Source organism: Amycolatopsis sp. AA4, from assembly GCF_002796545.1.
Classification (GTDB): domain Bacteria; phylum Actinomycetota; class Actinomycetes; order Mycobacteriales; family Pseudonocardiaceae; genus Amycolatopsis.
In genome coordinates this window covers 171,242-184,092 of sequence record NZ_CP024894.1, presented here as the reverse complement: position 1 = coordinate 184,092, position 12,851 = coordinate 171,242, and the positions used below count along the sequence as shown (strand labels likewise).

Annotated in this window: 14 protein-coding genes; 6 read left to right on the top strand and 8 right to left on the bottom strand. The window is 69.9% G+C overall.

The window, feature by feature from the left end; genetic code table 11:
* Position 1 precedes the first annotated feature (1 nt).
* Complete coding sequence (locus CU254_RS00875) at positions 2-334, bottom strand: zf-TFIIB domain-containing protein (RefSeq protein WP_078560681.1); 333 nt, start codon at positions 332-334, stop codon at positions 2-4.
* A gap of 33 nt (positions 335-367) precedes the next feature.
* The gene (locus tag CU254_RS00870; protein WP_100266675.1) at positions 368-736 is read right to left on the bottom strand and encodes a VOC family protein; all 369 of its coding nucleotides are present in this window, start codon (positions 734-736) and stop codon (positions 368-370) included.
* 94 nt (positions 737-830) lie between these two features.
* Here CU254_RS00870 and CU254_RS00865 point away from each other — a divergent pair, with 94 nt between their 5' ends.
* Positions 831-1,298, top strand: a complete 468-nt coding sequence (locus CU254_RS00865) for a CGNR zinc finger domain-containing protein (protein WP_100266674.1) — start codon at positions 831-833, stop codon at positions 1,296-1,298.
* Between the two features lie 625 nt (positions 1,299-1,923).
* Here the strand turns inward: CU254_RS00865 and CU254_RS00860 are convergent.
* Positions 1,924-3,222 carry a DUF445 domain-containing protein gene (locus tag CU254_RS00860; protein WP_009071872.1) on the bottom strand — a complete coding sequence of 433 codons (1,299 nt, stop codon included), beginning with the start codon at positions 3,220-3,222 and terminating at the stop codon, positions 1,924-1,926.
* Between the two features lie 29 nt (positions 3,223-3,251).
* On the opposite strand from CU254_RS00860, the gene CU254_RS00855 reads away from it, so the two are divergent.
* Together CU254_RS00855 and CU254_RS00850 are read left to right on the top strand one after the other, a co-directional pair.
* Positions 3,252-4,418, top strand: coding sequence for a pyridoxal phosphate-dependent aminotransferase (locus CU254_RS00855; RefSeq protein WP_009071871.1), 1,167 nt, complete (start codon positions 3,252-3,254; stop codon positions 4,416-4,418).
* Between the two features lie 360 nt (positions 4,419-4,778).
* Entirely contained in the window at positions 4,779-6,179 is a 1,401-nt protein-coding gene (locus tag CU254_RS00850) for a hypothetical protein (RefSeq protein ID WP_158687977.1), read from the top strand.
* Between the two features lie 433 nt (positions 6,180-6,612).
* On the opposite strand, the gene CU254_RS00845 is transcribed toward CU254_RS00850, so the two are convergent.
* Positions 6,613-8,052, bottom strand: coding sequence for a PLP-dependent aminotransferase family protein (locus CU254_RS00845; RefSeq protein ID WP_009071863.1), 1,440 nt, complete (start codon positions 8,050-8,052; stop codon positions 6,613-6,615).
* Positions 8,053-8,113: 61 nt separating this feature from the next.
* Between CU254_RS00845 and CU254_RS00840 the strand changes: the two genes are divergently transcribed.
* Positions 8,114-8,755, top strand: a complete 642-nt coding sequence (locus CU254_RS00840) for a YitT family protein (RefSeq protein WP_037712152.1) — start codon at positions 8,114-8,116, stop codon at positions 8,753-8,755.
* On the opposite strand, the gene CU254_RS00835 is transcribed toward CU254_RS00840, so the two are convergent.
* A complete protein-coding gene (locus CU254_RS00835; protein ID WP_037712150.1) occupies positions 8,752-9,285 on the bottom strand; it encodes a Clp protease N-terminal domain-containing protein in 534 nt (177 codons plus the stop codon). The genes CU254_RS00840 and CU254_RS00835 overlap by 4 nt on opposite strands.
* Positions 9,285-9,494, bottom strand: a complete 210-nt coding sequence (locus CU254_RS00830; RefSeq protein ID WP_009071860.1) for a hypothetical protein — start codon at positions 9,492-9,494, stop codon at positions 9,285-9,287. The genes CU254_RS00835 and CU254_RS00830 overlap by 1 nt, the downstream gene beginning before the upstream one ends.
* A 194-nt stretch (positions 9,495-9,688) precedes the next feature.
* On the opposite strand from CU254_RS00830, the gene CU254_RS00825 reads away from it, so the two are divergent.
* Positions 9,689-10,453, top strand: coding sequence for a protein phosphatase 2C domain-containing protein (locus CU254_RS00825; RefSeq protein ID WP_037712147.1), 765 nt, complete (start codon positions 9,689-9,691; stop codon positions 10,451-10,453).
* A gap of 92 nt (positions 10,454-10,545) precedes the next feature.
* Positions 10,546-11,196, top strand: a complete 651-nt coding sequence (locus CU254_RS00820) for a DUF998 domain-containing protein (protein WP_199785742.1) — start codon at positions 10,546-10,548, stop codon at positions 11,194-11,196.
* Here CU254_RS00820 and CU254_RS00815 read toward each other — a convergent pair.
* Both CU254_RS00815 and CU254_RS00810 read right to left on the bottom strand, forming a co-directional pair.
* Positions 11,174-12,202, bottom strand: coding sequence for a D-cysteine desulfhydrase family protein (locus CU254_RS00815; protein WP_009071854.1), 1,029 nt, complete (start codon positions 12,200-12,202; stop codon positions 11,174-11,176). The genes CU254_RS00820 and CU254_RS00815 overlap by 23 nt on opposite strands.
* A gap of 48 nt (positions 12,203-12,250) precedes the next feature.
* On the bottom strand, positions 12,251-12,847 hold the full coding sequence (locus CU254_RS00810) for a DinB family protein (RefSeq protein WP_009071852.1): 597 nt from the start codon (positions 12,845-12,847) through the stop codon (positions 12,251-12,253).
* Positions 12,848-12,851 lie beyond the last annotated feature (4 nt).

Genomic DNA, 12,851 nt, shown 5'->3' with positions numbered 1-12,851 from the left:
CTCAGTCGAAGAGGTTCTCGAGGAAACTGCGCTTGCGGCGTCCGCCGTACGGCCGCGGCGAGTCCGCGTAACCACCGCGGTACGGCCGGGGCGAGTCCGCGTGCCCGCCTCGATACGGACGCGGCGAATCCGAATACCCGCCCCGGTACGGGCGAGGCGAATCGGGACGGCCGTACGGCGGTGGCTGCTGCCGGTAGAACGCGCTCTCCGCGCCGGCGATCTGCTCCAGCTCGCCGCGGTCGAGGAAGATCCCGCGGCAGCCGTCGCACTGCTCGATGTGGACGCCGTTCTTGTCGACCGTGCGCATCACGTTCTGACACTTCGGACAAATCACGCATTTGACCCTACGCGGATACGCCGCGCCGTGTCAGCAGGCGCAGAGGCAGAACGGGTGGCCGACCGGATCGGCGTACACGCGGAAGGTCTCCGGGGAATCGTCGAGCAACTTCGCGCCCAAGCCGAGAACGCGCTGGTGAGCGGCCTCGAGATCGGGGACGTCGAGATCGAGATGCGCCTGCTGCGGGCGGTCCTGCGACGGCCATTCGGGCGCTTGGTAGCCGGCCACCCGCTGGAACTCCAGCCGGACGCCGCCGCGCGGGTCGACGAGCGTCGCCCAGTGGTTGTCCGGAGCGATCTTGGGTTCGTCCCACTCAAGCAAGGAACGGTAAAAACCGGCGAGCGCCCCCGGGTCCGGACAGTCGATCGCCACGCCGCCAAACGTCGGAATCGCACCCATGTCGGGTCCTCCCTTTCCTCGGTTCGTAACCAGTAAAGCGAGTATGTCGGTTAGGAAGCCAGGTCGCAACAGATTTCGCCCGTACACTGGGGAGGTGCACACCGACGCTTCCCTGGTGGTCGCCTTTCTCAACACCGTGGACATCGAACGGGGCGACGACCTGCTGGACGATCCGGAGCTCTGGCGGCAGTGGGCCGCGGACCACGACGTGTCACCGAACGATCCCGCCGAAGCCCGCGCCGTACGGGACAGCCTGCGCGCCGCCGTCGGCGATCCGCGGCTGCCCGCGACCACGCTGGACGTCCCGCTCCGCTTCACCCTCACCGATACCGGCCCGACGCTGCTGGCTCCCGACGCCGTCACCGCGACCCTGGCCGCCGCCACCCGCCTGGCCATCCGCGGCGACTGGGTCCGCCTGAAGATCTGCCCCGCCGACGACTGCCTCTGGGCCTTCTTCGACGAATCCCGCAACCGCTCCCGCACCTGGTGCTCGATGCGCGTCTGCGGAAACCGCGAAAAGGCCCGCTCCTGGCGCGCCCGCACGGCGGCTGTGCACAACTGACCCCCTGTGGACAACTTGTCCACACACACCACATGTGCACGTGCAGATGCCCCGGATCCCCACAAGTTGTGGACAGCGATTAGGCCATCACCGTGAATTCCTGTGGATAACCCCGGGGATAACTCAGCTTCCTGTGGACAACTGGTTTGAGCGGCCCGCGGCTGTGGTATAGGACTGCGCGCATCCGGCCGACCACCCGCCGCACCCACTCACCGCCAGGGACCCCGCGCGCTTTGAGCCGCGCTCCGCTGGCGTCCCGGACAAGCCAGCGAACGCGGGCACAGTGGAGAATTCCGCTCAACCACAACGAAATCCACCTCGGCCTAGGAAGCGGGCGCGGCCGGTCGCCGAAAATCCGTTCACGCGCCCCTCGGCGCAGGGCGGAGCGGCGGGAGTCCGGGTGGTTGCTGGAGGTCTTCACCGCGCACGTCCTCCACGCGGAACGAGGTAGCGGAGGTGCGAGCGGTCGAAAACCCCTCGCGCGCACCCTCGGTGCGAAGCCGAGGCGGTGGGGTCGCTGAAGATCGTCACGGCGCGTCCCCCGCGGAGCGCAATGGCGAGCGCGCGAACGATTGCCGCAGCATCCCACCAGACCAGCACCGTCAGAACCGAGCAGCACAGAGCCTCAGAACAGCAACTGCGCCACCGCGTAAATCACCAGCCCGGCCAGCGCACCCACCACCGTCCCGTTGATGCGGATGAACTGCAGATCCCTCCCGACCTGCAGTTCGATCTTCCGGGACGTCTCCTCGGCGTCCCAGCGCTCCACCGTGTCCGTGATGATCGTCGTGATCTCGCGCGAGTAATGGGTCACCAGGTAGACCGCCGCGCTCTCGACCCAGCCGTCCACCTTCGAGGTCATCGACGGGTCGTCCACGAGGCGCTTGCCGAGCGATTCGAGGCCGCCGCGGACGCGCTGGCGCAGTTCGCTCGACGGGTCCTCCGCGGCGTTCAGCAGCATTTCCTTGGCCGTCGCCCACGCGTTGCCGATCAGTTTCTGCACTTCGCCGTGGTTCACGATCTGGCCCTTGACCTGCTCGGCCCGCTCCATGGTCTTCGGGTCGGTCTGCAGGTCCTGCGCGAACTCGCCGAGGAACTTGTCCAGCGCAAGGCGCATCGGGTGGTTGACGTCCGTCTTCACCGCCCAGGCGAAGGTCAGGACCTCGCCGTACACCTTGTCCGCCAGCATTTCGTCGACGAACTTCGGCGACCAGCTCGGCGCGCGGTCCGAGACCACGCGCAGCATCGTCTGGTGGTTGTCCCGGACCCACTCGTAAGCCCGGTCGCACATCAGGTCCACCAGCTTGTGGTGCGCGCCGTCCTCGAAGACGCCCGCCAGGATCTTGCCCAGCGGCGGGCCCCACGGCTTGTCGATCACGCGCTTGACCACGGCCTGCTCCATGATCGCCTGCACGTCCTCGTCGCGGAGCACCGTGACCGCGCCGCGGACGACCGTCGCCAGTTCCGACGTCACGCGTTCCGCGTTGTCGCGCTGCGCGAGCCAGCCGCCGAGCCTGCTGGCGACCTCGACGCGGCGGAGCTTGTCGCGGATGACGTCCGGGGACAGGAAGTTCGAGCCGACGAACTCGCCGAGGCTGTTGCCGAGCTGGTCCTTCTTGTTCGGGATGATCGCGGTGTGCGGGATCCGCAGTCCGAGCGGATGCCGGAACAGCGCGGTCACCGCGAACCAGTCCGCGAGCGCGCCGACCATGCCCGCCTCGGCCGCGGCGCGCACGTAGCCGACCCAGCCGGACCAGCCCGCCGACTCCGCCCAGCTCGTCAGCAGGAACACGATCGTCGCGCCGAGCAGGAAGGACAGCGCGACCAGCTTCATCTTGCGCAGGGCGCGCCGTTTCGCCTCTTCGCCGGCGGCGCCGCCGGGCGGGTCCGCGGGCGTGCCCTTGGCCGGGGTGAGTTGCTCCACCCCGCCATTGTCCGTGAGGATGCGTTCTCGTGCGTGAACCAGCTCTCGTCCCCCGCCTTCGCCCGTTCGCCTCGACGGTTTTCGCGGAGATGACCGCGCTCGCCGTCCGGCACGACGCGGTCAACCTCGGCCAGGGCTTCCCGGACACCGACGGGCCCGCCGGAATGCTCGAAACGGCGAAGAACTCGCTGTTCGGCGGCGACAACCAGTACCCGCCCGGACCGGGCCGCCCGGAGCTGCGCGCCGCGATCAGCCGGCACTGCCAGCGCTACGGCGCCAGCTACGACCCGGACACCGAGATCCTGGTCACCGCGGGTGCGACCGAGGCCATCGCGGCGTCGCTGATCGCGCTGACCGAGGCCGGCGACGAGGTGATCGTGGTCGAGCCGTACTACGACTCGTACGCCGCCGCGGTCGCGATGGCGGGCGCGCAGCGGCGCGTGGTCGGGTTGGTCGAAACCGAGAACGGCCAGCTGGAACTCGACCTCGACGCCCTCCGCGATGCGATCACCCCGAAAACCCGCGCGCTGCTGCTGAATTCGCCGCACAACCCCACCGGCACGGTGTTTTCGCGCGCGCAACTGGAGGAGGTCGCGCGGCTGTGCGTCGAGCACGACCTCATCGCCGTCACCGACGAGGTCTACGAACACCTGGTCTTCGACGGCGCCGAGCACCTTCCGCTCGCCTCGTTCCCCGGGATGCGCGAGCGGACCGTCGCGATTTCGAGCGCGGGCAAGACCTTCAACTGCACCGGCTGGAAGATCGGCTGGATCTGCTCGACGCCGGAGCTGGTGGCCGCGGTGAAGGCGGCGAAGCAGTTCATCACCTTCGTCTCCGGCGGACCGCTGCAGCCGGCCGTGGCGTACGCGCTCGACAACGAGCTGGAGTGGGTCGAAAACCTGCGCGCGAGCCTGCAGGAGAAGCGCGATCGGCTGTCCGCCGGTCTCGCCGATGCGGGATTCGCGGTCCGGCCGAGCGCCGGGACGTACTTCGTGACCGCTGACGTGCGTCCGCTCGGATTCGCCGACGCCGCCGAACTCGCTTGGACGCTGCCGGAACGCGCCGGAGTCGCCGCGGTACCCGTCAAGGTGTTCACGGATCACCCGGACGAGTGGAAACATCTGCTGAGGTTCGCGTTCTGCAAGCGCAACGAGGTGATCGACGAGGCCGTCGAACGCCTGCGGAAACTCGTCTGACGACTGCCGTCCGGCGGCTCTTCCCCGGTCCGGAATGGGGACACCGAGAGTGTCCCGGCGGCCGAAACATCGGGTCAACGCCCGAATTCGCGCCGCGGAGGGGCCGCCCGGATGGCCGCATCCGCCCCGGTTGACGCGACGCAGGGTGATCGACTAGGGCGGATCGGACACCAGAGCCGGTGCGGACGTTCCGCCTTACGGGGTGGATCGAGCGCGGGAGAGATGAAACACTCGCGTCCGGTGCTAGAAAGAGGGCAGCCCCGGGGGACCTGCGACCTGGCCGGAAGACAGCCCCAGCAAGATCAGTCTCGTGCGGCGGCACGAGCTTCAGGCGCGGACGGTGGTGGTGGCGTGACCCGCATGGCGACTTCGCGCGGCCTCGCACCCTCCGCGACGGCCGGCTCCAGTCCACTCGGGACAACGGGTTCCGCGCTGCTCGGGATGGCCGACCGCGACTCCTCCTTCGCGCGCGCGGGCGCGCGACGACGGCCGCGCGCCTGGGCGGCTCCGCTCGCCCGCCCGGCCGCCCGGATCGCCGTCGCCGGCGGGCTGACCCTGGCCGGCTGGCTGCTCGGCGCGGCGTTGTCCCAGGCGAACGCGACGACGGACGACCACGCCGACCGTCCCATCGCCTCGGCGCACGACCCCGAACCGGAGAACCGGTACGCCGGAACGGCCACGTCCGGCACGCTCACCTGGGCCATGCCCGGCACGGCGACCGGCGCGAAACACGACCACCTCCACCGGTTCCGGTTCTCCGCCGGCGACTACCGGCCGGACGTCAGCTTCCAGCCGATCACCGCGTCCGGCGGCGGCTCGAACAGCAAGCCGGACCACCCCGGCACCGCGGTCAAGATCGCCAAGCCCGCGAAGGCGAAGAGCCCGGGCACCGCGAAACACCCCACCCCCGAAGTCACCCCGGTGAGCAGCACCAAACCGAGCCCCGTCAGCACCAGCCGTGAACCCCAGCCGGGATTGCTCGGCAGCCTCACCGGCTCGACCACCAAACCCGGCCAGGGCCTGCTCGGCAGCATCACCGGCTCGACCAGCCAGCCCGGCCAGGGCCTGCTCAGCACCACCCGCGAACCCCAGCAAGGACTCCTCGGCGGCCTGCTCGGCGGATCCGGCAGCGAATCCGGCCCGGGTCTCCTGGGCGGACTCCTCGGCAGCCCCGAAGCCGGGCAGCCGGGACTGCTCGGCGGCATCCTCGGAACCGTGGACGACACCGTCGACACGACCCTGCACACCACCGTCACCTCAGTCGACACCGTGCTCGTCGCGGCGCCGGTCCGAGTCGACGAACCGCCCGTCGCCCCGGTCGAGCCAGCGCAATCCGCCGGCGGGTCGATCACCGCCGCCGTCCCGGCGGCCAAGCTGGCGAAAGAGCCGGAAGCACCGGTTGCCGGGAAGGCCGCCCAGCAGGCTCCGGTCGTCCAGCACGCCGCGTCCGCCCGCGTCCTCACCGTGCAGTCCGCGGCCCAGCAGGAAACCGAGCCCGCGCCGCCGGTCAAGGAACGCAGCCAGGCCGGAGGCGGCAGCAGCGGTGGCGGCGAAGGCCTCCCCGCGGCGCCGGCCGCGCCGGCCGCGCCCGCGTCGACTGTCTCCCCGGGACACGACGGGCACGGCGGCCTGCGCCAGCTGTTCGCGCTGGCCGGCGACGGCGACACCGTCACTCAGCTCAAGCTCATCGGCGTCAGCCGCGACCACGAGGTCGACGGCGCGGGCAGGGACGCCGCCCTGCCGACCACCTCCCCGGACTGACCGCCCAACCGGTTATCCGGGGAGAGCTCCGTCCACCTCAAGATCAACTTCTTGATCGCGCGCGCCCGTTCGCCGCGCCGGGCTCACCCCTTCCGCAGTACTTCGCACCCAGGGGCTGAACCATGACCGCACTTCCCGACCGGCCGACCGCGCCCGGCCGGATCGGGTCCTGGTCCCGGCGCCGCGCTGCCCCCGCGGCGCCGGGACCCACCACGGGCGTGCTCCGGAGGCTTTCGCTCACCGCGCCGAGCGAGGGCCTGCGCCAACCGAAGCCCGCCTGAACCGAGGGCGCTTCCCGGCACTTCGAGGGGCTGTGCCGGGAAGCGCCTCGGACGATCGGCCGGTGCGCCGGACAGGTGACCGCCACCCTCCCTGGAGTGGCTGGATCCCATCCGGTGCACCGGCTGTTCACTTTTTCGGAGAGAGAACCGCGCTACGTCACCGCGATCCGTTCCGCGGGCACGTCCGCGCAGCCGCGTACCGAGGCAGCCGCCACGCTCACCCGCCGCACCGCCTCCGGCAGCTGCTCGCGCGCAAGCCCGAACGGCAGCCGCAGCCAGCGCTCCATCCCGCCGTGCACCCCGAACCTCGACCCGGGCGCGATCTGCACCCCGTGGTTCGCCGCCGACACCGCCAGCCGCGTGCTCATCGGTTCCGGCAACCGGCACCACACCGACAATCCGCCGGACGGCACCTCGAAAGTCCACTCTGGACAGTACTTGCGCAGCGCCGCGACCGTGATGTCCCGCTGCTCCCGGAATTCGGTCCGGCGCCGGGCAAGCACCTCGTAGCCCTCCGGTTCGAGCAGCGCCGCCAGCACGAGCTGGTCGAACACCGGCGCGCCGAGGTCGACCGCGAACCGCGACGACTGCAGCCGGTCGAGCAAATCCGTCGACGCCCGGATCCAGCCCAGCCGCAACCCGCCCCACTGCGATTTCGCCGCGGACCCGACGCTCAGCACCAGATCCCCGCCGAACGCGGCCAGCGGCGGCGGACCGTCCACCGGATCGCCCTCGTAGTCCAGTTCCACCAGCGATTCGTCGACCACGACCGGCGTCCGCGTCCGGGCGAGCAGCCCGCCGAGCCGTTCCCGGCCCGCCGCGTCGAGGCGCAACCCGGTCGGATTCTGGAAGTCCACCACGAGATAACCGAACCGCGGCGCGGCCTGCCGCAGCGCGGCCTCGATCCCCGGCAGATCCCAGCCGTGCACCGGATCGAGCGCGACCGGTACCGGCAACGCATGCGTCGCGCGGACGGCGTCGATGGCGTTCGGATACGTCGGCTGCTCCAGCAGGACGCGGTCGCCCGGGCCGGCCAGCATCCGCAGGCAGAGCACGAACGCGGAGTACGCACCGGACGTCACCAGCACCTGGTCCGGCGAGGTCGGCAGGCCGCGCGCCGTGTAGCGCTCGGCGATCCGCTCGCGCAGCCGCGGCAGTCCGCCGGTGAGGTACCCGTTGCCGCTGACGTACTCGACCAGATCCCGCCGCGCGGTGTCGAACGCGGCCATCAGCCCTGGTACCGCGGGCGGCGCGGCCCGCGCGAGGTCGAGGAGGTCGTCGCGAACCGCCTCGGCCTCGTCGCGGTTTCCGACGCCGGCCACCCACGACCCGGCCCCGCGCCGGCTGGCGACCAGGCCGTCTGCCCGGAGCCGGTCGAGCGCCGCGCCGATGAGCGTCCGGCTGACGCCGAGCGCGTCGGCGAGTTCGCGCTCGGCGGGCAGCCGCGTCCCGATCGGCAACTGCCCGTCGAGCACGTGCAACTCGATCGCCGCGGCGAGGTCGGACGCACCCTGCCGGGAGCCACGCTGCCGCCATTCCCCCAGCAATGTGGCCAATCGCCGTCCCGAGATGCGTCCACCGAGAGGTTCCATAAGGCCAATTATCGCGCATTGGCCATGGCAGATCAGGCCAGTGGTAACCAATAGTGGAGAAGTGGCAGTTACCGACCTCAGTCCCCTCAGCATTCGCCGAGCCCCCGCGCGCCGGGGTGTCCAGTTGCTCGCCGGCCTCGCGCTCTACGGCGCGAGCATGGCCATGCTCACCCGCGCCCGCCTCGGTCTCGACCCGTGGGACGTGCTGAACGACGGCCTGACCAAGATCACCGGGCTGACGTTCGGCACGATCAGCGCCGTCGTGGCGGTTTTCGTGCTGCTGCTATGGATTCCGCTGCGCCAGCGCCCCGGCATCGGAACCGTTGCGAACATCGCGGTGATCGCGGTGGCCGTCGACGCGGTGCGCGCCGTGCTGCCGGATCAGCACGTGCTCGTCTGGCAGATCCTGATGCTGGTCGGCGGCGTAGTACTGAACGCGGTGGCGACCGCGGTGTACGTCGGCACCCGTCTCGGCCCCGGCCCGCGCGACGGCCTGATGACCGGCCTGCACGCGCGCACCGGCTGGTCCGTCCGCCTGGTCCGGACCGGCATCGAGGTACTGGTCCTGGCCGCGGGCTGGCTGCTCGGCGGCACGGTCGGCATCGGAACCGTGCTGTACGCCCTCAGCATCGGCCCGCTGACGCAAGCCCTGCTCCCCCTGGTCACTTGGCGCACCGGGGCGCACCAGCGAGAACAGCATTAGCGCTTGCCGACGGCCTGCCGAACCGCCGGATAATCGACCCCGCGCGCGGCGAGGAAATCGGCCACCGGACCGCGCTGTTTCACCAGCGCGAGCAGCAAATGCTCCTGCCCCAAGTGTTTGTCGCCGAGCTCCTGCGCCTCCCGCACGCTCATCTGCAACGCGTTCTTCGCGTCCTCGGTGAACGGCAAGTGATTGCGCTTGGTCGGCCGGCTCGCCTGGGCAAGCGCGCCCGGACCGTGCGTCTGCTCGATCCGCTCGACAATCTGATCAACGTCAATCCCGAACTCGGTGAGCGCCTCGGCATCGGCGTCACTGAGCCCGCCACGCCGACGTACCCGGGCAAGCTCTGCGAAGACGTCCTCACGCGAAACCCCAAGGGCCTGCAGGAGCCGCACGGCCTCCCCGCTCTCGACCCGCGCCAACCCAGCGAAAACTGCCTGCGCGGAAATCTCGCGCGCCCCCGCCTCCTGCGCCGCCGCCTGTGCCTCGACGACCGCTCTCCGGGCGTCATGGGTGAACTTCTCGAACATCAATGCCTCCCGTACTTCTTGTGGACGGCCTGCCGGCTGACCCCCAACTCGGCCGCGATGTCCTGCCAAGACCAGCCGTGCATCCGCGCACTGCGCACCTGCACCGCCTCCAACTGCTCAAGCAACCGCCTCAACGCAGCCACCGCCCGAAGCCCCACCCGGGGATCCCGGTCACCAGCGCGAGCGGCCAAATCCGTCGCCTCCGTCATAATGTCAATCTAGGTTGACACTCCGCCCTTGTCAACCCTGGTTGACACAACCGTCCGTGAGGGCCACCTTCACGGACTCTGAGTCCCTCAGGGTTCCCCTCACGGCACTAAAACCGCCGCCAAACCACCCGGGCGCAATGTCGCCGCCCGGCGACGAGCCGCCCCACCAAGGCCGACCGAGCTACAGTCGACCAGTGCCCGACATCTCGACCGCCGATCGAGCCGGAGTCGGTTCCGACGGCCTCCCCCGCCCAACCGAAGACCACATCGCCCTCCTCGACCATGCCGTCCTGGTCCTGGACGGAGCCACCTCCCCGAGCCCAGACCTCCCCCCAGGCGGCTGGTACGCCCACCTCCTCCGCGACCAACTGGCCCAAGAACTACGCACCAACCCCGAAAAAGACCTCAGCGCCGCCCTGGCCACCGCAATCGCCGCAGTAGCCAAAGCCCACCACCTGACCCCAGGCAACTCCCCCTCCAGCACAGTCTCCATCCTCCGCTGGACCGACCAGGAAATCGAAGCCCTGGTCCTGGCCGACAGCCCCATCGTCGCGTTTGGACAGTTCGGCACCGACGTAGTAGCGGACGACCGCCTGATCGCCCTGCGCAACAACGGCCTCCTCCAAACCGGCAAAGACGTCCGCCAAAGACGCAACGCCGAAGACGGCTTCTGGGTAGCCGAAGCCGACCCCGCCGCCGCCCACAAAGCAGTCCGCCGCAGCTGGCCGCGCAAGGACGTCGAGTCCGTCCTCATCGCCACCGACGGCGTCGCGATCGGGGTAGACGAATACGGTCTCTTCACCTGGCCGGAAGTCTTGCAGCTAGCCAAAAACAAGGGCCTGGAAGCAGTACTCGACGCAGTGCGCGCCGCGGAAAACGACGATCCGCACGCGGTCCGCTGGCCGCGCGCCAAACGGCACGACGACCAGGTGCTCGTCCTCGCCGACTTCACGGGGTAGGGGCTGAATCAGGGGTTTTCCCTGATCACGAAACGCCGCGGAACCGCCAATCTGGCTACATGGGGAACTCACGAGGCGTCCGGGGATGGCGCTTGACGGCGCTCGCTGCGATCGCCTGGGGGCTGTTCACGATCACTGTGCTGCACATCATCAGCTCGCACGATCCGATCTACGACACGCTTTCGAGCTACACGATCACCGATCGCGGGGAGGGCATGCTCGGGGCGAGCGTGCTGTCGGTGGCCGTCGGATCTCTCGCGGTGCTCGGCGCGCTGGTCGCCGGTGGCGTGCCGATGACGTTCAGCACCAAGGCTTTGCTCATGCTGTGGGCGCTCGGGCTCGCGGTCGCCGCGGTTTTTCCGGCCAGTTACCCGCAAAGCCCGAATCCGATCAGCGGCGACATCCACCTGTACTCGTGCCTGATCGCGTTCGCGAGCCTCCCCGGCGCGGCGATCACGCTGCTGGAACCGTTGCGCGGCACGGCGGAGCGCGTGTTCGTGGTGCGCTGGCTGAAGTTCGGCCTCGCCGCGGTCGGCCTTTTCGCGGTGAGTTTCCTGTTCGTCCGCCTCGACGAAGCCGGGGTGCCGCCGTTCCACGCGCTCACCGAGGTGCTGCCGGTGGGCGCGACGCAGCGGCTCACGCTGATCGCGAACGTCGCCCTGCTGCTGGTCCTGCTGCGGATCGCGGTGCGAACCGAAACCGCTCGCGCCGCGGTGCTCGTTACTTCTGCGCCTCGGCCATGAATTCGGGCGCGTAACCGAACAGTCCGGGAAGTCCGCCGGTGTGCACGAACACGACGGTCTCCTCGGGCGAATACCGGCCCGCCGCCGCCCATTCCACCAGGGCGGCGGCGGCTTTTCCGGTGTAGACCGGGTCGAGCACCACGCCTTCCGTGCGGCCGAACAACCGGATCGCTTCCCAGGTTCCCGACGCCGGAATGCCGTAGCCCTCGCCGATCGTCGTGTCGTTGAGCCAGACGTGCTCCAGCTTCGGCGGGTCGAACCCAAGCAGCTCCGCGGCCCCGGCGGTGAGGTGAGCCAAGTTGTCCACAGCCTCATTCAGCGGATGGCTGACACAGGCGATGTCCAGGTCCAGCGACCCGAGCAGCTCCGTGCCGAGCGCGAGTCCGGCCGCCGTGGCCCCGCTGGCGTGCGGACCGACGATCCGGGCGTGGTCCAGCCCCAGCTCCACCAGCTGGGCAGCCAGCTCGCGGGTGGCATCCACATAGCCGAGAACGCCGAGTGGGTCGGACCCACCGACGGGGACCGTCCTGATTTTCCGGCCCTCGTCCGCTGCCTCGGCAAGCAGTCGCTCGTAGGTCGCGGACGCTTCCACATCGGACGCACAGATGTGCACCCGCGCGCCGAAGAGGTGGTCGAGGGGGACATTCCCGGACCGCTCGTACGCGTCGCCCGACCGCGGTACCGCTGCGGTCAACACCAACTCGCAGCGCAACCCGAGCTTCGCGCATGCTGCGGCGGTCTGGCGGCCGTGGTTGGTCTGTACCGCGCCGAAGGTGAGCACGGTGTCGGCTCCTTCGGAGAGCGCCGCGCCGAGGTGGAAGTCGAGTTTGCGCAGCTTGTTGCCGCCGACGCCGAGCGGATGGACGTCGTCGCGCTTGAGCAGCAGCCGGGGGATGCCGAGTGCTTCGCCCAGCCGCGGTGCCGGGACCAGCGGCGTCGGCCCGTGGTGGAGACCGGCGCGCGGAAAGCCGTCGAAGGAGGGGAACCGGGCGAAGTCGAACGTCATCGATCCTCCGTGCGCTGGCCGGGCTGGTGACGTGCAGTTTAGGTGGCGCTACCCAGCTGTGGTCGCGTCCGCGGCTTTGGCGGCCCGCTCGATTTCGGCTCGCCGGGCCTGCCAGAAGGCCGCGTCCCGGCCGTGCGCGGCGAGGTCCATTTCGACCGCGCCGTCCAGCTGTTCGCGCAGGATGTCAGCGTGCCCGGCATGCCGGTTGGTCTCGGTCAGCAGGTGGACGAGGACGTTGAACAGCAGCACGTCCGGACGTGGCCACCAGGGCACGTGCCCCGGCGAATCGATGGCGAGAGCGGTGATGGTCGCGTCGGAATGCGCGCAGGCGCGTTGATAGCGGCTGATGATTTCCTCGCGGCTTTCGTGCTCGGTCGCCCACAGGTCACGGCCGCGCTGTTCGAGGTCGTCCCACCGCGGGACCGGCTCGGGAAACGGGCGGCCGAACACCTCGCCGAAGTACCGGGCCTCGGCCACCGCCAGGTGCTTGACCAGGCCGAGAAGGTTGGTGCCGGTCGACGTCAGCGGGCGGCGAACGGCGTACTCGGACAGCCCGTCGAGCTTCCGCAGCATCACCTGCCGGACCTCTTTCAGGTCGCTGTGCAGGTACTCCTTCGCGAAGTCATCGATCACGCCCCCGAGCATGCCC

What these genes read in the sequence shown, in the direction of transcription:
- CU254_RS00870 (WP_100266675.1), bottom strand. Translation starts at nt 736, where the DNA reads ATGGGTGCGATTCCGACGTTTGGCGGCGTGGCGATCGACTGTCCGGAC.
- CU254_RS00850 (WP_158687977.1), top strand. Translation starts at nt 4,779, where the DNA reads ATGGCGACTTCGCGCGGCCTCGCACCCTCCGCGACGGCCGGCTCCAGT.
- CU254_RS00845 (WP_009071863.1), bottom strand. Translation starts at nt 8,052, where the DNA reads ATGGAACCTCTCGGTGGACGCATCTCGGGACGGCGATTGGCCACATTG.
- CU254_RS00835 (WP_037712150.1), bottom strand. Translation starts at nt 9,285, where the DNA reads ATGTTCGAGAAGTTCACCCATGACGCCCGGAGAGCGGTCGTCGAGGCA.
- CU254_RS00830 (WP_009071860.1), bottom strand. Translation starts at nt 9,494, where the DNA reads ATGACGGAGGCGACGGATTTGGCCGCTCGCGCTGGTGACCGGGATCCC.
- CU254_RS00815 (WP_009071854.1), bottom strand. Translation starts at nt 12,202, where the DNA reads ATGACGTTCGACTTCGCCCGGTTCCCCTCCTTCGACGGCTTTCCGCGC.
- CU254_RS00810 (WP_009071852.1), bottom strand. Translation starts at nt 12,847, where the DNA reads ATGCTCGGGGGCGTGATCGATGACTTCGCGAAGGAGTACCTGCACAGC.